General features: G+C 57.2%; 17 protein-coding genes. 3 read left to right on the top strand and 14 right to left on the bottom strand.

The window, feature by feature from the left end; translation table 11 throughout:
• Positions 1-33: 33 nt before the first annotated feature.
• The 5 genes from ACO6TI_RS12510 to ACO6TI_RS12490 form a co-directional block, all read right to left on the bottom strand.
• Complete coding sequence (locus ACO6TI_RS12510; RefSeq protein WP_082442786.1) at positions 34-2943, bottom strand: EAL domain-containing protein; 2910 nt, start codon at positions 2941-2943, stop codon at positions 34-36.
• 31 nt (positions 2944-2974) lie between these two features.
• Positions 2975-3613, bottom strand: a complete 639-nt coding sequence (locus ACO6TI_RS12505; protein ID WP_035899529.1) for a GNAT family N-acetyltransferase — start codon at positions 3611-3613, stop codon at positions 2975-2977.
• Between the two features lie 18 nt (positions 3614-3631).
• Positions 3632-4921: a M16 family metallopeptidase gene (locus ACO6TI_RS12500; RefSeq protein ID WP_055111176.1), complete on the bottom strand. Its 1290-nt coding sequence runs from the start codon at positions 4919-4921 to the stop codon at positions 3632-3634.
• Positions 4922-4925: 4 nt separating this feature from the next.
• Complete coding sequence (gene thrC / locus ACO6TI_RS12495) at positions 4926-6332, bottom strand: threonine synthase (protein WP_104702204.1); 1407 nt, start codon at positions 6330-6332, stop codon at positions 4926-4928.
• 210 nt (positions 6333-6542) lie between these two features.
• Positions 6543-7142, bottom strand: coding sequence for a YqgE/AlgH family protein (locus ACO6TI_RS12490; protein WP_196999097.1), 600 nt, complete (start codon positions 7140-7142; stop codon positions 6543-6545).
• 193 nt (positions 7143-7335) lie between these two features.
• On the opposite strand from ACO6TI_RS12490, the gene ACO6TI_RS12485 reads away from it, so the two are divergent.
• Both ACO6TI_RS12485 and ACO6TI_RS12480 read left to right on the top strand, forming a co-directional pair.
• Positions 7336-8154, top strand: coding sequence for a protein-disulfide reductase DsbD domain-containing protein (locus tag ACO6TI_RS12485; RefSeq protein WP_422385029.1), 819 nt, complete (start codon positions 7336-7338; stop codon positions 8152-8154).
• A 114-nt stretch (positions 8155-8268) separates the two neighbouring features.
• Positions 8269-8757, top strand: coding sequence for a peroxiredoxin (locus ACO6TI_RS12480; RefSeq protein ID WP_055111168.1), 489 nt, complete (start codon positions 8269-8271; stop codon positions 8755-8757).
• Here ACO6TI_RS12480 and ACO6TI_RS12475 read toward each other — a convergent pair.
• From ACO6TI_RS12475 to coxB, 8 genes are all read right to left on the bottom strand, one after another.
• The gene (locus ACO6TI_RS12475) at positions 8754-9518 is read right to left on the bottom strand and encodes an SURF1 family protein (RefSeq protein WP_422385028.1); all 765 of its coding nucleotides are present in this window, start codon (positions 9516-9518) and stop codon (positions 8754-8756) included. The two genes, ACO6TI_RS12480 and ACO6TI_RS12475, sit on opposite strands and share 4 nt — an antisense overlap.
• Positions 9519-9540: 22 nt before the next feature.
• Positions 9541-9930: a DUF983 domain-containing protein gene (locus tag ACO6TI_RS12470; RefSeq protein WP_055111164.1), complete on the bottom strand. Its 390-nt coding sequence runs from the start codon at positions 9928-9930 to the stop codon at positions 9541-9543.
• A gap of 82 nt (positions 9931-10012) precedes the next feature.
• Positions 10013-10891, bottom strand: a complete 879-nt coding sequence (locus ACO6TI_RS12465; RefSeq protein WP_055111162.1) for a cytochrome c oxidase subunit 3 — start codon at positions 10889-10891, stop codon at positions 10013-10015.
• Between the two features lie 49 nt (positions 10892-10940).
• Positions 10941-11546, bottom strand: coding sequence for a cytochrome c oxidase assembly protein (locus ACO6TI_RS12460; protein WP_055111160.1), 606 nt, complete (start codon positions 11544-11546; stop codon positions 10941-10943).
• Positions 11547-11556: 10 nt separating this feature from the next.
• Entirely contained in the window at positions 11557-11721 is a 165-nt protein-coding gene (locus ACO6TI_RS12455; RefSeq protein WP_158510319.1) for a hypothetical protein, read from the bottom strand.
• A 1-nt stretch (position 11722) separates the two neighbouring features.
• The gene (locus ACO6TI_RS12450) at positions 11723-12658 is read right to left on the bottom strand and encodes a heme o synthase (RefSeq protein WP_108874661.1); all 936 of its coding nucleotides are present in this window, start codon (positions 12656-12658) and stop codon (positions 11723-11725) included.
• A 115-nt stretch (positions 12659-12773) separates the two neighbouring features.
• The gene (ctaD, locus tag ACO6TI_RS12445; RefSeq protein WP_029063729.1) at positions 12774-14369 is read right to left on the bottom strand and encodes a cytochrome c oxidase subunit I; all 1596 of its coding nucleotides are present in this window, start codon (positions 14367-14369) and stop codon (positions 12774-12776) included.
• 76 nt (positions 14370-14445) lie between these two features.
• Positions 14446-15369, bottom strand: a complete 924-nt coding sequence (coxB, locus tag ACO6TI_RS12440; RefSeq protein ID WP_408009889.1) for a cytochrome c oxidase subunit II — start codon at positions 15367-15369, stop codon at positions 14446-14448.
• A gap of 577 nt (positions 15370-15946) precedes the next feature.
• Here coxB and ACO6TI_RS12435 point away from each other — a divergent pair.
• Entirely contained in the window at positions 15947-16444 is a 498-nt protein-coding gene (locus ACO6TI_RS12435; RefSeq protein ID WP_055112574.1) for an invasion associated locus B family protein, read from the top strand.
• 199 nt (positions 16445-16643) lie between these two features.
• Here the strand turns inward: ACO6TI_RS12435 and ACO6TI_RS12430 are convergent, their stop codons facing one another.
• On the bottom strand, positions 16644-18434 hold the full coding sequence (locus ACO6TI_RS12430; RefSeq protein ID WP_055111156.1) for a monovalent cation:proton antiporter-2 (CPA2) family protein: 1791 nt from the start codon (positions 18432-18434) through the stop codon (positions 16644-16646).
• Positions 18435-18620 lie beyond the last annotated feature (186 nt).

Below are 18620 nucleotides of genomic sequence, written 5' to 3'. Positions count from 1 at the left end.
CGCCATACGAATTCAAGGCCAGGCCGGGAACGCCTATGCGCTTTCAGCTTCTGCCGGCATTTTCCGGAGCATCTTGGTCGCATCGGAGGAAGACATCGCTTCTCCGAAGAAGAAGCCCTGCGCAAATTCGCAACCGAGCTGGTAGAGCTCCAGCGCATCCGTCTCACTTTCTGCACCTTCCGCGACAACGGACATGCCCAGATCGTGGCCCATGGCAACGATCGTTCGAAGCAGGACGGACCGGGCAGACGACCCATTGGTCTTCACGAAGGACTGGTCGATCTTGATGGTGTCGAACGGGAAGCGCTGCAAATACGACAGGGAGGAATGTCCGGTTCCAAAATCATCCAGAGACAGCCCGGCCCCAAGGCTGCGCAGCCGCTCCAGTACCTTTGCCGAGTATTCCGGATTTGACATGACGAGGGATTCCGTCAATTCCAGTTTCAAGGTTCCCGGTTCAAGAGATGTCCTTGAAAGCACCGCCTTCACATCGTTGATGAGATCCTGTTTCAACAACTGGCGCGACGACAGGTTCACCGATGCAAACAGCGGCCTTTTTATCGGATACTCTCTCTGCCAGAAGGCGAGCTGCTGAGCTCCCTTGTCCAGCACGTACATCCCGAGTTCGTTGATCAGGCCAGACTGTTCTGCGATCGGAATAAACTCCGATGGTGCAATCTTTCCGCGCTTCGGATGGTTCCAGCGCGCCAAAACCTCGTAACCGGCAATGGACTGGTCTTCCAGGCGAATGATCGGTTGGTAAAATACGCCGAGCGTTTCCTTCTTGATGGCCTCACGCAGGTCCGCTTCAAGATCGACGATATTCTTGTCGAGCGGCCGCAGGATAGGTCTGAAAACTTCCTGCCGGTCACCGCCCAGTCGCTTGGCGTGATTGAGCGCGATCTCCGCGTTGGTGACCATATCTTCAACGGCCTGTTTACCGCCCTCGAAGAAGGCAATCCCGACCGAACAGGTCAGAAAGATTTCCCGGTCCCCGAACGTGATCGGTGCGCGGACCGCTTTGCGCAGGGAATCCGCCAGGGCGACGATCCTGTCCGGCTCCTGTTCCGACAAGAGCACCAGGCCATACTGGTCGCCGGACAACCTGCCAAGCGTGTCCTGCTGGCCAATCAGGCGGCCGAGACGGCGTGCCACCGTCAGGAGAATGCTGTCACCTGCCGACAGGCCGATGCTGTCATTGACCTGCTTGAAGCGGTCAAGATTGAGAACGAGCAAAGTGGGCTTGGCTGTTTCTTCCGCCTTCGAGCGCACAACACTGGTGCGCAGGCGATCGACGAACAGTTCCCTGTTCGGCAATCCGGTCAGGTTGTCATGTACCGCATCATGAAGCAGCCGCTCTTCTGCCGTGCGCTCCTCCGTCACGTCAAGCAATGTTCCAACGCAGCGTATCACCTCACCGTCGGACCCGATGATCGGCCGGGCGCGCAACCTGAACCAGCGGAAGTGTCCATCTTCAGATCGCAGGCGGAATGTCTGCATGACCTTGCCGCGACGCTGGTCGATAACGGCGTCAAGCGTCGCCCGGAACCGGTCCCGGTCCTGTGGATGCAGAACTTCCAGCCAGTCCCTCGCCGGCCCTTCAAGCGCTCCGCGCTTGAGATTGAGCAACTCCTCCACCTCGTTGCCCGTATAGATCCGGTCGCGGTCGATATCCCAATCCCAGATAATGTCGCCGGCACCGGTGAGTGCCAATGCCTTGCGCTCAACATCGGAGATCAGCCCTTGAGCGATTGCACCACCGGCAAAAGCGTGCTGCATCACCGTGAAACCGATGAGCAGGACGATCAGAACAAGGCCGCCACCGAGCGCTGGTTGAACAATATCGTTGGATAGATATCCCGTCACCGTCATGGCGGAGCCGACAAGCCAGGCAATCAAAAGGCACCAGGTGGGGATCAGCAGGATCGCCCGGTCGTATTGCTGGAATGCCAGCACGGCAATCGTTATGAAACCGAGTGCGCCGATAACGCCGAGTGACAAGCGCGCAACGCCTGCCGCAATTGACGGATCCCAGACCGCAACGCCCAAAAGCCCGAGGATGAGGATCAGGGTCGTCAGTGCCAAGTGGGAGTAGTGTATGTTCCAGCGATTGAGATTGAGATAGGCGTATAGAAAGATGAGCAGGCTGGCTGCAAGCATGACTTCAGCGCAGGACCGCGCCAACTGACTGCCGCCACCGTCGAGATTGAAGACAAGGCCCCAGAAGCCGAAATCGATACACAGATAGGCCAGGACCGACCACGCCAGCGCCGCGGTGGCAGGAAACATGACGGTTCCCTTGACCACGAACAAGATGGTCAGGAACAAGGCCAGAAGACCGGAAATCCCCAAAATGATGCCGCGGTAGAGGGTGTAGGCGTTGATCGTTTCCTTGTAGACGTCGGGTTCCCAGATACGCACTTCGGGAAGTTTGGGCGTCGTCAGTTCGGCCACGAATGTGACGATCGAACCGGGATCGAGCGTTACCAGGAAAACGTCTGCTTCCAGGCTCTTCAGTCTTTCGGGCGCAATGCCCTGGCTCGGCGTGATCGCGGCTATGCGCGACGAACCGAGGTCCGGCCAGAAGAGATCCGATCCGACCAGCTTGTAATTCGGCGCAACGATGAGACGGTCGATCTGTTCGTCACTGGTATTGGCAAGCGCGAAAACAGCCCAGTTCGTGTTGTTGCCGTCAAGCGATGGAACTTCGATCCTGCGCACGATGCCGTCCGCACCGGGTGCCGTGGACACCTGCAGACGTGTTCCGGCGTCCCGATGCAGTTCGATGGAGTTCGTAACATCGAGCGCCTCGATATCGATTGGAACGGGAATCGGCTCAAGTGCTTGAACGGGCAACGCCGCAAACACCGAGACGATCACGCAAAAAGCTAAAACAACACGTCTGATCACACTATTGATCGGGTCCGGCAACAAAATCGACATGGAGCGAAGAACTACCGGGTTGTGGCGCATGTCACAAGAATTCTTTCAAGATACCCTCAACACTGGGGCTAATTTTTCCGGAAAGAACAGCGTGATCCTCCGCAAGACAGGCGTAAAGAAGATGATCCTGCCAGGTCCCGTTAATTAACAGGTAGTTACGTGCGTATCCCTCTCGGCGGAATCCTGCATTTTCGAGCAATCGTATCGACGCCGTATTGACCGGAATGCAGGCCGCCTCGAGACGGTGAAGGTTCAAAACGTCGAAACAAAATGGCAAGATCATGGCGACCGCTGCGGACATGTGTCTCTTTCCCGCATGACGTTCACCCATCCAGTACCCCAACGTGGCGGTCTGGCTCACACCGCGCCGGATGTTGCTGAGCGTCAGACCTCCCAGGACCTCGTTCGTCCTCGACCGGAAAAGAAGAAATGTCAGGCTTCGGCCTTCCTTGCGATCCTTGGCATAGCGCCGCAAGCGCCGGCGAAATCCGGATTTGGTCAGATCATCGGATGGCCACAACGGTTCCCACGGCTTCAGGAAGGCGCGGCTCTCATCTCGCAGTTCCGCCCAGTCCTTGAAGTCGGACATCAATGGTGGGCGGAGGAGATATCCACCCGCCTCAATCAGCAGCTCGGCGTCAGGTGACGATCCCGGCCGTAGCAATGCCATGCCCCGAACCTCGTAGTTTTACAATGACGCGGCCCGCAGCACCGGGGCCTGTTCCAGTCGTCCTGCCAGTTCATCCGCTTTCATGATGCCGTCTATCGGACCGATCGCCGTCAGCGTCGGCGTGGTTCCGACAAAAGTTTCGTGCGCAACTCTGCGAATATCCTCGGCCGTAACAGCTTCGATCTTACTGGAAATTTCATCCGGACCAAGTACCCTTCCATGAACCAGGATCTGACGTGCGATCTGACCGGCACGGGCGGCCGGACTTTCAAGAGCCATCATAAGCCCTGCTCTTATCTGCGCGCGTGATCTGGCAACTTCATCATCGGAGATCGTCTGCGAGGCAGATACTAGTTCGTCCGTGATCATCGGCATGAGCGCCGCCAGGTCGTCATGACTGGTCGCAGCGTGCAATCCGAACAGGCCGGTATCGGAAAATGCCCAGTGGAAACTGTAGATTGCGTAACACAATCCGTGCTTCTCGCGTATTTCCTGGAAGAGCCTTGACGACATGCCTCCTCCCAGAACGGATGCAAGGATCTGAATGGCATAATAGTCCTTGGACTTGTAGGCTAGGCCTTCAAAACCGATCAGTACCTGGGCTTCCATCAGGTCCTTGTTTCGAAGCGTCTCACCACCACCATACTTGGCCGTGGCATCCTGGGCGGCCGCCTCGCCGCTGAAACCACTGAACTTTTCCCTGGCAAGAGCAACCAGTTCGTCGTGTTCAACCGCACCGGCTGCCGCAAGCACCATATCCGGTGCCCTGTAGCGATCGGAAAGATAGGTGTTAAGTGCGTCCCGGTTAAACCCCTGAACGGTTTCCGGCGTGCCGAGAATCGGCCTGCCAATCGCCTGGTCCGGCCAGGCGGCTTCCTGAAACAGATCGAACGCCTGATCATCGGGCGAATCGTTCGCGGCGCCAATCTCCTGCAGGATCACATGCTGTTCGCGGGCCAGTTCCTGCGAATCGAACGTTGAGTTCTGCAGAATGTCGGACAAAAGGTCGACTGCGAGGGGGGTGTCTTCTGCCAGGATCCGCGCATAGTAGTTGGTATGCTCGATGCTGGTCGACGCGTTCAGTTCGCCTCCAACCGCTTCGATCTCTTCAGCTATGCTGCGCGCTGTCCTGGTCTTGGTTCCCTTGAAAGCCATGTGCTCCAAAAGGTGCGTGATGCCATTTTGCTGCACCGTTTCCGCTCGGGACCCGGTCCGCACCCAAACTCCCAGTGCCGCCGTCTTCAAGTACGGCATCTGGTCGGTTACGACCGTCATCCCGTTTTCCAGGACAGTTGTTTGTACTTTCATATAGCTACACCCTGGCGGTGGCGGCGCGGGCGTGTGTCTCGATAAATCGTTCCACCTCGTCCAGTTCTGCCGCCAAAACCTGCTGGCGCTCCTCCGCAGTCATCATATCTTTCAGGTTGTCCGGCAGTTCGGGCCGAATACCTGAGGCTTTTTCAACCGCATCCGGGAACTTCGCCGGATGAGCCGTTCCCAGCACCACCATGGGCACCGAACCGTCTTCGTGGTTCCTGGCCACGTGAACGCCGATCGCCGTATGTGGATCCAGAAGATATCCGGCCTCCTTCCACGTTCCGGCAATTGTCGCCGCCGTCTGCGCTTCGTCACAACGGCCTGCTCCGAAATGGGCTCTCATTTCAGCAAGCGGCCCTTCCTCTATCGAAAAGCTGCCCGACTGGGCGAGCTGGTCCATCATCCGGCGGACCGACGACCCGTCGCGACCGCTAACCTCCGCCAGAAGCCGTTCGAAATTTGACGAAACCTGGATATCCATCGAAGGTGAAATCGTTGGCGTCACGACCCGCTTTTCGTAGCGGCCGGTTTCGAGTGTACGCGCCAGAATGTCGTTCACATTGGTCGCAACAATGAGCTTTTCGACGGGAAGCCCCATCTTCACTGCCGCGTAACCAGCGAAAATATCTCCAAAGTTGCCGGTCGGGACCGTGAAGGACACTTTGCGATGCGGTGCGCCAAGGGTGGCACCGGCAACAAAGTAGTAGACGATCTGCGCCAGAATGCGCGCCCAGTTAATTGAATTGACGCCCGACAGGGCGACACGGTCACGGAACGAAAAGTGATTGAACATGCCTTTGACGATTGCCTGGCAATCGTCAAAGTTTCCGGTGAGGGCGAGCGCATGGACGTTGTCTTCCGTCGGCGTCGTCATCTGGCGGCGCTGTACGTTGGAAACACGGCCATCGGGGTACAAGACAAATATGTCCGTGCGCTCGCGCCCCCTGAACGCTTCGATAGCTGCACCACCCGTATCACCGGAGGTCGCTCCGACAATTGTCGCACGCAGACCTTTTTTGGTCAGAACGTAGTCCATCATGCGCCCGAGCAGCTGCATGGCGACATCCTTGAAGGCAAGGGTCGGGCCGTGAAAAAGTTCAAGAATGAATGTGTTTGCACCGGTCTGCACGAGCGGTGTCACGGCAGGATGTCGGAAACCGGCATAGGCTTCATCGATCATCGCCTTCAGGTCTGTTTCCGGAATTGCACCGCCAACAAACGGCCGGATCACTTCCAACGCAACGTCGGCGTAAGGTTTACCCGCAAAAGAGGCAATCGTATCCGCATCGAACTGAGGCCAGGATTCGGGAAGATAGAGGCCTCCGTCGCGGGCCAGCCCCTGCAGCAGGACATCGGAAAACTCCAAGACCGGTGCTTCGCCACGCGTACTGCTGTATTTCACCCTGCCATTTCCCTCTTCGATCGTTTCAACGGACTTTGTCCGCTCCTGCCCTGCAACCAGACCCCCAACCTACTTGAAACCCGGCTGCTTTGAAACAAACCATGCCATCCAGCCGACTTACGCGCCATAACTTTCAAGCGCAAGTCGCTTTTGGGTTAAATGATGACCGTGAGCCGACAAGGCTTTTGCAACGCCACCGCATTGAAATGGTCAGGCGTGTCCGGCGTCGGAATACAACATTGCCGGATCGATCCCCATTGAACTGAGCGCCCTGCGCCATTTGGCGTCGAAATCCTTATCGAACAGGATTTCCGGATCGGCCGGTGCGGTCAGCCAACCGTTCGCCTGAATTTCGTTCTCCAACTGTCCGGGAGCCCACCCGGCATATCCAAGTGCCAGAATAGCCTGTTCCGGGCCGTCGCCCTGGGCAAGAGCCCGCAAAATCTCCAGTGTCGCGGTCAGACAAATACCGTTGTCGATCGTCAGTGTTGACTGATTGAGCATGAAATCGTCGCTGTGAAGCACAAAGCCACGCTCGACTTCCACCGGACCACCTTTGTGGACATTCATACCGCGAACGCTGTCCGGCAGCCGGATAGCGCTCTCATCATCATTCAGGATATCCAACTGGATCAGCAATTCCTCGAGGGAAAGATGCCTGGCAACCTGATTGACAACCAGCCCCATGGCACCCTGGTCGGAATGAGAGCACAGGTAGATCACGGAGTGTTCGAACCGACTGTCAGCCATGCTCGGCATTGCAATCAGAAACTGTCCTTCAAGAGAGTCTGTTTCTTCTGCTCCGACCATAAACACCTCGACTGAGTTTGACGCCTGCGTCCGTGCAAAAGCATACCGCCTTTGAACGGCTTTGTTAATGACTGTTTCCCGTGCCGGTCGTCCGTCATTTCACTTTGCCGTAACGTGACCGTCACAAGGAAATGACCGCTGCCGGAGGCTCGGACCCATGACGAGCCGACGAAACTCGTGTAGCACTGAGCCCATGAAATACACTGTCCAGATTGCGCTCATGATGCTTTTGTGCGCCTTTTCCCCCGCCCGCGCCGAGATGACTGACTGGGTCGAGGTTCAAGGTGGCGCTGTTCGTCTGATCTCCGCCGGCCCCCTTCAGGACGGACACTACATGGCCGGGCTGGAGTTCCTGTTGGAGCCTGGCTGGCACACCTATTGGCGATATGCCGGTGAGGCCGGAATACCGCCACAGATTTCGGTAACCGCGTCAGACAATATTGAAAATCTCGAAATTCTGTACCCCGTGCCTGAGCGTTATGATGACGGTTTTTCGGAATCGATCGTCTATCACGACGGAATAGTGTTGCCATTCCGGATTACGCCAGCGGTGAAGGATCAGGATGCCAAGCTGGAAGTCGAGGTCTTTTTCGGAATCTGCAAGGATATTTGCGTTCCAGGAGACGCTGTCCTGACACTGGACTTCAACCCGAGTGGCAACAACGATGCATTGTCAAAACGCCTTATCGAGCGGGACCTCACCGCGGTTCCTCGCCACGAAACCAATAACGGACTGAAAATCAATTCCGTGACACATGACGGCAAGGGCTTTCTCCTTGTCGAGGCCACCGTTGGCGATGATGGTGAAGCCGACCTCTTTGCAGCGGGTCCGGAAGGATCCTTCATCGGCCTTCCGAAACCGCTGGGAAGGAACGGAGACAAGGCGACATGGCGTCTTTCGACGAAAGGCCTGGCGACAACTGCAAGTGACCGCCAGCTCAGGCTTGTGCTGTCTTCGAACGGAACAGGCGTCGAACGCCTGGAGCCAATTTCTGCGGACTGGATCGACTAGGGCGCATCCATTGACCGGATTCGTTCAAGCTTCACTCGACGTTGAACGAACAACGCTCTATCTGTGCAAGCGGACAAGTTCTTCGTTAAGTCATCCAGCAAAGGGATATTCGATATGACAATCAAGGTTGGGGAGCGCCTTCCGGACGCCACTTTCAAGATCATGACCAGCGACGGGCCCGGCGAGATGTCGTTGAAGGACATTGCAGGCGGCAAGACCCTTGTTCTGTTCGGCGTGCCCGGCGCATTCACGCCGACGTGCCACATGAATCATCTTCCCGGTTTCGTCGAGCATGCCGAAACCCTGAAAAACAAGGGTGTGGACACGATTGCGGTCCTGTCCGTCAACGATGTGTTCGTCATGGATGCCTGGGAAAAAGCCTCCAATACGGGTGGTAAAGTCACCTTTTTGGCTGACACCGGTGCGGAATTTGTCGAGGCCATCGGCCTGGGCCTTGGCCCGGCGCCTATTTTCGGCCATCTGCGTTCGCAACGTTTCGCGCTCATCGCCAAGGATGGCGAAGTTACCTTCCTGGCCGTCGAGGAAACTCCGGGCGAAGCAACGAAGACAGGCGCTGCCGCCATACTTGAAGCGCTCGGCTAAGCACTTCCACTGCCCTTGCTACGCGGCCAGAGTATCGTGGCCGCGTAGGTCAGAAACACGCCCAGAAGTGTCGCAGCCAATCCGAACCATGTCAGCGCATACCCAAGATGGTCATTCTTGAACCGGACAATGGTTTCACCGGCCTGCGGCAGCCCGGCTTCGGGCGTAAACGTGACATCCAGATCAATGCTGTATGGCGCAAGGTTTCCGGGATCTAGCCCCAGCATCTCCCCCATCGCCTCCGTATCGCGGGCAAACCATAACCTGTCATTGGCACTCGGTTCGGGAGTGGTCCAGTTCGGTTTCTCGCTCAGCCTCAAAAGACCTGTCAGATTCACTTGCCCAGCGGGAATATTCAAGGCGGCCGCCTTCGCAGGTTCCGCAAGTCCCTGCGGCAGAAATCCCCGATTGACGAGAACCAGCCAACCTTCCGTCGTTCTGAACGGCGCATAGACCATGACACCGGGACCTTCCGCCAGCCCTACAGGGTTTGAAAGCGCGGTGTAGTAGAAGGTGTTGCCCTCCAGGAATGCACCTGCCAACTTGACACGGCGATAGTCGTACTCTTCCCCGAGACCATCCCGCCACAGTGCCGGGCGCGGCGCTTCGACAGGCGACTTCGTGACACCTGATTCGACTTGAGCGATGAGGTTGGTCTTCCACTCAAGCCGGTCGAGCTGCCAAAAGCCGAGGTTCAGAAGAACAACAAGGCCAAGTGCTGCGGCTATTGTGGGGATGAGAATTTTCTTTAGTCCGCCCATGGGCCGATCATGTCTCTTTGGTTCAAATGTCGTCCGGATTGTCCAGTCGGCCTTCTTCGGCTTTATGCCTGAACTGAAGTGCGATCATCAGCCCTTTTAGCGGGCGTAATACGGCAGCTGCGAGGACGACTGTCAGTGGAAGCCAAAGCAAGAGGTGCAGCCAAATCGGTGGCTGAAAGGACAGCTCAACAAACAGAACCAGTCCGACGACGACAAACCCGACGAGCATGATGACAAAGACCGCAGGGCCGTCGCCGCTGTCAGCGAAGGAATAGTCGAGGCCACAAGCACTGCAGGCCTTCTTGACGCTGAGAAATCCGTTGAAGAGTTTACCCTGGCCGCAACGGGGGCATCTTCCGGATAGTCCGGAGGTCACCGGATTGACCGGCGGAAAATGGGCCTTGTCTTCCATACCTGATGCCTAAGGTTCGAAAATCAAAAACGCCCGGTCTGTCCAGCAAACCGGGCGCTTCTTGATGGAGTGGCTTGCTCACCTAGTGCGCGGCGGGAGTACCTGCGCCCCAGATGTAGATGGCGACGAACAAGAACAGCCAGACGACGTCCACGAAGTGCCAGTACCAGGCGGCGGCCTCGAAGCCGAAGTGTTTTTCCACGGAGAATTGTCCGGCCAGTGCACGCAACAGGCAAACCAGCAGGAAGATTGTTCCCACGATCACATGGAATCCATGGAAGCCGGTCGCCATGAAGAAGGTCGCGCCATAGATATTGCCGTCGAAGGAGAATGCGGCATGGCCATACTCGTAGGCCTGAACGATCGTGAACAGGACGCCGAGCAGAACGGTCAGCGTCAGGCCCCATTTCACGCCTTCACGGTCGTCGTGCAGAAGAGCGTGGTGCGCCCAGGTAACTGTCGTTCCGGAGCAGAGCAGGATCAACGTGTTCAAGAGCGGCAGGTGCCATGGGTCGAATGTTGCAATTCCGTCCGGCGGCCAGTGACCACCGGTCGCTTCAACGCGGCTGAACTGTATGGCTTCACCGGCAAAAAGCGCCGCATCGAAATATGCCCAGAACCAGGCAACGAAGAACATCACTTCAGAGGCGATGAACAACAGCATGCCATAGCGAAGGTGAAGGGACACAACGCGCGTATGATGCCCCTCACGCGATTCCCTGATGGTATCGCTCCACCAACCGAACATCACGTAAAGGACCACCAGCAGACCGATGGCAAACAGCCCCCAGCTTGCCGCGGCGAAGTCGATACTGAAAAGCTCGAATGATTCACCGGCTGCGGATTTCATCCATGCGATTGCGCCAATCGCCATGATGAAAGCGCCGACCGACCCGATGAAAGGCCACGGGCTCGGCTCCACCAGGTGGTAGTCGTGGTTATTGGTATGTGCCTCAGCCATCGGCAAGCTCCCCAAACACAGTCATGTCATGCGCAACAAGCGCAATCGCTCACAAGTTCGTTTCAGCAGAAGGCGCCTCAGCCCGTGCTGCAACAGGTTGTTCCGGTTCTTCTACCGGGAAGAAAGTATAGGACAAAGTGATTTCCTTCACGTGTTCCAGCTCAGGATCCTTGTCCATCTCCGGGTCGACGAAGAAGACGACCGGCATTTCGACGGTTTCACCGGATGCAAGTTTCTGCTCGGTAAAACAGAAGCAATCCAGCTTGTTGAAATATGCGCCTGCTGACGGAGGCCACACATTGAAGGTCGAGGTTCCAACAGTCTCCTCGCTACCGGTATTGGTCGCCAGATAAGCAAGTTGCGCGCTCTCACCCATCTTGAGGGTCACCGACCGTTGTGCCGGCTTGAATTTCCAGGGCAGGGAATGATTGACATTCCCGTCAAAGCGCACGGTGATCATCCGGTTGATGACAATGTCGCTGTCACTGGTCGCAACTTGCGGAGTTCCGCCAAAACCGGTCACGCGGCAAAAGAGATCGTAAAGGGGAACGGCAGCATAGGAAGCACCCACCATCAGTCCGAATACGCTGACGCACGCAAGGGCGACCCTGCGATTGCTGCTTGCGACCTGATTGTTGTTCTGCTCGTTTCCCACGTACGTTTCCCTAAAGAGCCCGATCCATGATACTCGGTCCCAGCTTGACGATGGTGACCACATAAAAGAGAACCACAAGCGCCAGCAACACAATCGCGATCGCAATCGAGCGAGAACGCCGCTTCTTCTGCTGTTCCGTTGTCAGCCTGATACCCTGTTCTTCTTCCGCCATCATCCTACGCCCCTGCGACCAGACTTTCGCCCAGCAACAGGGCAAACAAAAGAAACAGATAGAAGATGGAAAACTTGAACAGGTTGACGCAGGCCTTGCGTGCTTCATCGCCTTCGCGCCTGCGCCAGACGTTGGCGGCAAGCGCAAGGAAGGCCAGTCCCAGCACCGCAGAAGCAGCCCCGTAAACAGGGCTCGCAAATCCCAGGAAATACGGAGACATGCCGACGGGTGCAAGGATCAGCGAATAGGCGAGAATATGATGACGTGTGCTGGTTTCACCGGCAACAACCGGCAGCATCGGGACGCCCGCAGCACGATAGTCGCCACTCTTGAACAGGGCCAGCGCCCAGAAATGCGGCGGCGTCCACATGAAGATGATGAGGAAGAGCACAAAACTCTCCAGGCTCACCGAGCCGGTTACCGACGCCCAGCCGACCATTGGAGGAAACGCGCCGGCTGCGCCGCCAATGACAATATTCTGCGGCGTGGAGCGTTTCAGCCACATCGTGTATATGACGACGTAGAAGAAAATCGTAAATGCCAGGAACGCACCTGCGAACCAGTTGACCAGCAACCCGAGCGTGACCACGGACCCGATCGCCAATGTCATGCCGAAGGCAAAGGCCTCCTCTCCGGTGATCTTTCCAGCGGGAATCGGACGCTTTTGAGTGCGCGACATGATCTCGTCGATGTCGGCGTCGTACCACATGTTCAGGGCACCCGATGCACCTGCACCGATGGCGATACACAGGATCGCAACGCCGCCCAGTACCGGATGCACGGACCCCGGAGCCAGCATCAGGCCAACAAAGGCCGTGAATATGACGAGAGACATGACGCGCGGTTTCAGCAGCGCCACATAGTCGCTCACCGATCCCATTCCACCGTTCCAGACGGCGCTGTCCTGACTGATCGTATCCTGGCGCTCGACGAGCGACATGGGCGCGTCCTTCAAATTCCGTTGTACTGCATTGGCAGCTTGTCAAAGGAGGCACCGCGCCGGTTGCCGGTGCGGTGCCGATTTCAGGCCGGAGGCCGTGCCTCCGTCCGCGGGCCTATTTGATCCGCGGCAGGGTTTCGAACTGGTGGTGCGGTGGAGGTGAAGACAGTGTCCACTCCAGGGTCGTCGCCCCCTCGCCCCACGGATTGTTGCCAACCGCACGCTTCTTGGAGAAAGCCTCGGCAATACCGAACAGGAACACCAGCACGGCGAAAGCCGAAATATACGATCCGATGGAGGAAACGTAGTTCCAACCGGCCAGAGCGTCCGGATAGTCGGCATATCTGCGCGGCATGCCGTTCATGCCCAAAAAGTGCTGCGGGAAGAACAACAGGTTCACACCGATGAAGGTGATCCAGAAATGGGCCTTGCCGATGGTTTCATTGTACATGTAGCCGAACATCTTCGGGAACCAGTAGTACCAGGCTGCGAAGATCGCGAACACGGCACCGAGCGACAGCACGTAGTGGAAGTGTGCCACAACGTAGTAGGTGTCGTGGAATGCGCGGTCGAGACCGGCATTGGCAAGTTGCACGCCCGTCACGCCACCTACGGTGAACAGGAAGATGAACCCGATCGCCCAGACCATAGGCGTCTTGAACTCGATGGAACCGCCCCACATGGTGGCGATCCAGGAGAAGATCTTCACACCCGTCGGCACCGCAATGACCATCGTGGCCGCGACGAAGTAGGCCTGTGTCTCGGAGGACATGCCAACCGTGTACATGTGGTGCGCCCACACGATGAAGCCGACCACGCCGATGGCAACCATTGCATAGGCCATGCCGAGGTAACCGAAAATCGGCTTGCGGGCGAAGGTGGAAATGATGTGGCTGACGATGCCGAAGCCCGGGAGAATCAGGATGTACACTTCCGGGTGGCCGAAGAACCAGAACAGATGCTGGAACAGGATCGGGTCACCGCCGCCGGCCGGATCAAAGAACGTGGTGCCGAAGTTTCGATCCGTCAGCAGCATCGTGATGGCGCCAGCGAGAACCGGCAGGGACAGCAGCAGAAGGAACGCCGTAATGAGGACGGACCAGGCGAACAGCGGCATCTTGTGCAAGGTCATGCCCGGCGCACGCATGTTGAAGATCGTCGTGATGAAGTTGATCGCACCGAGAATGGACGATGCGCCGGCAATATGAAGCGACAGAATTGCAAGATCCATTGCAGGTCCGGGCTGGCCGGACGTGGAAAGCGGCGGATAGATCGTCCAGCCACCACCAACGCCATTACCACCCGGAGGGCCTTCAACAAATAGCGACAGCAAGAGAAGAAGGAAAGCCGGTGGCAAGAGCCAGAAGGAAATGTTGTTCATGCGCGGGAACGCCATGTCGGGCGCGCCGATCATGATCGGAACGAAGTAGTTGGCGTATCCGCCAATCATGGCCGGCATCACCATGAAGAAGATCATGATCAGGCCGTGTGCGGTCGTGAACACGTTGAACATATGCGGGTTGCTGAAATACTGCATCCCCGGTTCCATCAGTTCCATCCGCATGCCGACGCTGAGCGCGCCACCCACGATCCCGGCAAAGATCGCGAACATGAGATACAACAACCCGATGTCCTTGTGGTTGGTCGAATAGACCCACCGGCGCCATCCATATGGATGGTCATGTGCCGCATGTGCTTCGCTCGCAGCCATTTGGGGCTCCCTCTTCAAGTACTTTCAGCAGCGCTGCGTGCTATCGCGCGTCGCCGGTCAAATGAAAGCCGCCGCGTTATTTCGCGGCGACAGAGATGTCTTCGAGCTTGCCGGCAGCAAGCTTCTTTTGATCTTTGATGGATGCCATCAGCTGTTCATTGGCCGTGTCCAGGTCTTCCTGCGCCGCTGTTGCCCAGGTCTTGTACTGTTCCTTGGACACCACACGAAGAGCAATCGGCATGAACGCGTGATTGACGCCGCAAAGCTCGGAGCACTGACCGTAGTAGACACCTTCCTCGCGTGCGCGGAACCACGTCTCGTTCAAACGACCCGGGATCGCATCGATCTTGAGACCCATCGAGGGCATTGCGAAGGCGTGGATAACATCTTCTGCCGTGACCTGAAGACGAACGGTGGTATCGACAGGAACAACGAGATCATAGTCGACCGCCAGAAGGCGAGGCACTTCGTTCAGCGACACGCCACGTGCTTCGGCAACAGCCTGACGATCATCATCAGCGATCATGTAGGAATCAAAATAAAGATCGCCCATGCCTTCGTCGGTGTATTCGTATCCCCAGTACCACTGGTATCCGATCGCCTTGATCGTCATGTCGTATTCAGGGATATCGAGCTGCTTGTAGAGCAGACGGAACGACGGGATCGCGATAACAACAAGGATCAGGATCGGCACGACCGTCCAGGCCACTTCAATCATCGTGTTGTGCGAGGTGCGGGAGGGCACCGGATTTGCCTTGGAGCTGAACTTCACCATGCAAACGACCAGCAGGGCCAGCACGAACAGCGTGATCACCGTAATGATCACCAGCGTGAACGCGTTGAACCACGTGATGTCGTCCATCATGTCAGACACCGAGGCCTGAAAGCCCAGCTGCCAGTTTGTCATACCGGATTCGGCTGCCAGGGCCGCGGTGGACACTCCAGCAAATGTTGCCGCCGCTCCGGCCAATGTCATGAGACGCTTGAAGACTGCCTTCACGTCCACGCTCCCTTCCCTCAGCCGCCTGTAAGCGGCACCTGCATACATCCTGGACCCACGATCCGGACCAATCCGGTCGGGCAGTAACGGGCTTGGCGCGAGTTCGCAAGCCTGAATCTGCCATAACCGTTCATCGGACAGGATCATCAGATAGCCGGACTATAACCATAAACCCCTATGAAGGGCGATGGTTACAATCGGCCAGAGCGGCGATCTGCCGCATCACCCCGCCGACACCATTGTGCCGCACAAAAACCACAAGAAACGCCGAGCCGCAACGGAATTTCCAACTTTTCACATCCTCAGGATGGCCTTGCCAGATTGACGCACGTCAAGGACACACGGATTTTCGACAAAAATTCGGGCTAATCGACGGCTCGGCCCCCCGGCAGACTGGAATCAACGGCCATTGTGCGGCAATGTCTGGCCGGGATTAAACCATGATTCGCTGAGCGGACTGAAAACCAGTTGATACGCTTTTGCAGAATCGGACAACGATTGACCGGAGGATTTCTTGTCAACTCATACGCAGCAGTCCTTCCAACCACACAGCTCGGGAAAAACCGGGCTTTCTATTTTGAAACTGGCCGCCATTGCCGGGCTTTTCCTAGGCACGCTTGTCCATGGAAATCCACCCGCTCAGGCTCAAGGCGAGGTCCGATCCAGCCATGGCGATTGGCAGATGCGCTGCGATACACCTCCTGGTGCTTCCGGCGAGCAATGCGCCCTCATTCAAAATGTCACGGCTTCAGATCGCGAGAATGTCGGCCTTTCCGTGATTGTACTCAAAACCGCCGACAAACAGGCGCGCATCCTGCGCGTTCTTGCGCCGCTGGGTGTCCTGTTGCCCTCCGGTCTGGGATTGCGCGTCGACAATGCGGACATCGGACGAGCCGGGTTCGTGCGCTGCCTGCCGAACGGCTGTATCGCGGAAGTCATTTTGGAAGATGAATTGCTGACGAAACTGAAGGCCGGTGCGCAAGCAACCTTCATCATCTTCCAGACACCCGAGGAAGGTATCGGCATCCCGATTTCGCTGAACGGATTTTCGGAAGGTTTCGACACGCTGCCCTAAGCCGGAAAACCATCCGTTTGTCAGCGCACAAGTGACTGCTTGTGCCGTGGAGGCCCGACGAAGCCCGGACGAGGATCCCTGCGGTCAACCCAGCGGCATGATTGCAGTTTCAGATCCGACGGGTCCCGGATCTTCGCTTCGCTGCGCCTGAAGCCGAAATCAGTGGAAACAGGAGATTCAACACGCGTAACACGTCGGTTCACGCGGCGGGCACGTCCTGCTGATCCTTCACGACTTCCTTGCGCGGCGTCACCTTGTGCAGGCGGTCCGCACCGGCATACATTCCCTTTTCAAGCTGGACGGCGAGGCGTTCCTCATCCCTGCCGCGCACATCTTCTTCAATCTGGTCGATCCGGTCCAGCGGTGTACCGAGCGCTTCAAGCGCCGCACGGCCAAATACGACGCTAGACTCGAATGTCTCGCGAATCTGGAAATCCACACCCCGCCTGGTGAGGTCCAGAACATGGGCGCGATCTGTTGCACGGCAGAAGATCAGCGCTTCGGGAAATCCGTCGCGGATCAAGTCGATCGCCTTTGCCATCACCTTGTCGTTTTCGATGCACATGGCAACCAGCGCGGCGTTGCCTGCCCCGGCGGCTGCCAGAACGTCGGCCCGGGTCGCATCGCCATAGTAGACCTTATAGCCCTGTTTTCGAGCGTAATCGATGCGGTCGGGCCGGTTGTCGATCGCCGTGATTTCAAGGCCTTCAGAGGTCAGTATCTGCGCGACAACCATGCCGAAACGACCGAATCCGATGACAAGAACGGTCGGTGCCGCCTCCTCGAAGGTTTCGATTGACGGGTTTTCAATGCCCTTGGCCTTGGCTCTTGCGGCAAGCCTGTCGAGCCCCAGACAGGCGAGCGGTGTCAGCAGCATTGTCAGGATGACGATAGCATTCAGCAAGTTGGCCGTCTGGTACGTCAACAGGCTGTTGCTGACGGCTGCAGTGAAGAGAACAAAGGCGAACTCGCCGCCTTGCGGCAGCGTCACCGCAATTCGCATGGCATCCGAATTCGATGAGCCGGTTCCGCGCGACAGTGCCCACAGGAAGACGCCCTTGAGCCCCATGACCACAGTGACGCCGGCGGCGACCACTATCCAGTGCTTGATGACCAGCGACACATCCAGCGACATGCCGACGGCGACGAAAAACAGACCCATGAGCAGCGACCGGAACGGCTCGATATCAGCCTCGAGCGTATGCCTGAAGCTGGATTCGGCCAGAAGTACACCCGCCAGGAATGCCCCCAGAGCCATCGACAGGCCGACGGAATGCATGATCCCGGCACTGCCGAGGGCGACCAGAAGTGCCGCTGTCAACATGACTTCGCGGGCGCGGCTTGCCGCCAGAAACAGGAATATGGGTGAAATCAGATATCGGCCCGTCAGGATAACGGCCGCCACGGCTCCGAGAACGATCAGGATTTCGTTCAGGATCTCCCCTGTTGTCGAAGGCCCTTCCCCTGGTGCCAGGATCGCTACCATCGCCAAGAGCGGCACGATGGCAATGTCCTGAAGCAGCAGAATTCCGAAAGCCCGCTGTCCATAAGGCGACGAAAGCTGAGCTCGCTCCTGCAGAATTTGCAGGGCAAACGCCGTTGAGGACAGGGCGAGACCGAAGCCGGCAACAAGTGCGGTTGAAAAAGGCATGCCGACAAATCGGGCGACCGCAAACAGGCTGGCGCCTGTCAGGATGACCTGGGCTGTTCCCAACCCGAAGATATCCCTTTTCATGCGCCAGAGTTTTTGCGGGTCGAGTTCAAGTCCGATCACAAACAGCAGAAGCACGACGCCGAGCTCCGCGACATGCAGAACGTCCTCGCCCGAGCCCAGAAGCTGCAGGCCATGCGGACCAATCGCTGCTCCGGCAGCCAGATAGCCCACAACCGAGCCGAGACCCAACCTCTTGGCAATCGGAACGGCGACGCAGGTCGCTGCCAGGAACACAATCGATTCAGCAAAAAACGGAGGTGCGCCTTCCGCAGCCATCCTATCTCCTCTGCCGTGCGGCTGAAAATTCCCTTGCCCCAGCATGACAGCCAGGGAGTTGATTCCATATTAACAAAAATCAGCTGCATTAACTTTGACAAATCTAAAACAAGACAGGAATTAGTGATCAAAAAACGGTCAATTCTGCCAAAACAAGTTGCGAAATTCTAATCCACGGGCAGATCA

The organism is Roseibium album (assembly GCF_965233825.1).
In the GTDB taxonomy this organism is placed as follows: Bacteria; Pseudomonadota; Alphaproteobacteria; order Rhizobiales; family Stappiaceae; genus Roseibium; species Roseibium album.
Note: the sequence above shows the minus strand (reverse complement) of the source record. Positions and strands in the feature narration are given on the sequence as shown.

What these genes read in the sequence shown, in the direction of transcription:
- ACO6TI_RS12510 (WP_082442786.1), bottom strand. Translation starts at nt 2,943, where the DNA reads ATGTCGATTTTGTTGCCGGACCCGATCAATAGTGTGATCAGACGTGTT.
- ACO6TI_RS12505 (WP_035899529.1), bottom strand. Translation starts at nt 3,613, where the DNA reads ATGGCATTGCTACGGCCGGGATCGTCACCTGACGCCGAGCTGCTGATT.
- ACO6TI_RS12500 (WP_055111176.1), bottom strand. Translation starts at nt 4,921, where the DNA reads ATGAAAGTACAAACAACTGTCCTGGAAAACGGGATGACGGTCGTAACC.
- ACO6TI_RS12490 (WP_196999097.1), bottom strand. Translation starts at nt 7,142, where the DNA reads ATGGTCGGAGCAGAAGAAACAGACTCTCTTGAAGGACAGTTTCTGATT.
- ACO6TI_RS12485 (WP_422385029.1), top strand. Translation starts at nt 7,336, where the DNA reads ATGAAATACACTGTCCAGATTGCGCTCATGATGCTTTTGTGCGCCTTT.
- ACO6TI_RS12480 (WP_055111168.1), top strand. Translation starts at nt 8,269, where the DNA reads ATGACAATCAAGGTTGGGGAGCGCCTTCCGGACGCCACTTTCAAGATC.
- ACO6TI_RS12475 (WP_422385028.1), bottom strand. Translation starts at nt 9,518, where the DNA reads ATGGGCGGACTAAAGAAAATTCTCATCCCCACAATAGCCGCAGCACTT.
- ACO6TI_RS12470 (WP_055111164.1), bottom strand. Translation starts at nt 9,930, where the DNA reads ATGGAAGACAAGGCCCATTTTCCGCCGGTCAATCCGGTGACCTCCGGA.
- ACO6TI_RS12465 (WP_055111162.1), bottom strand. Translation starts at nt 10,891, where the DNA reads ATGGCTGAGGCACATACCAATAACCACGACTACCACCTGGTGGAGCCG.
- ACO6TI_RS12455 (WP_158510319.1), bottom strand. Translation starts at nt 11,721, where the DNA reads ATGATGGCGGAAGAAGAACAGGGTATCAGGCTGACAACGGAACAGCAG.
- ACO6TI_RS12450 (WP_108874661.1), bottom strand. Translation starts at nt 12,658, where the DNA reads ATGTCGCTCGTCGAGCGCCAGGATACGATCAGTCAGGACAGCGCCGTC.
- ctaD (WP_029063729.1), bottom strand. Translation starts at nt 14,369, where the DNA reads ATGGCTGCGAGCGAAGCACATGCGGCACATGACCATCCATATGGATGG.
- ACO6TI_RS12430 (WP_055111156.1), bottom strand. Translation starts at nt 18,434, where the DNA reads ATGGCTGCGGAAGGCGCACCTCCGTTTTTTGCTGAATCGATTGTGTTC.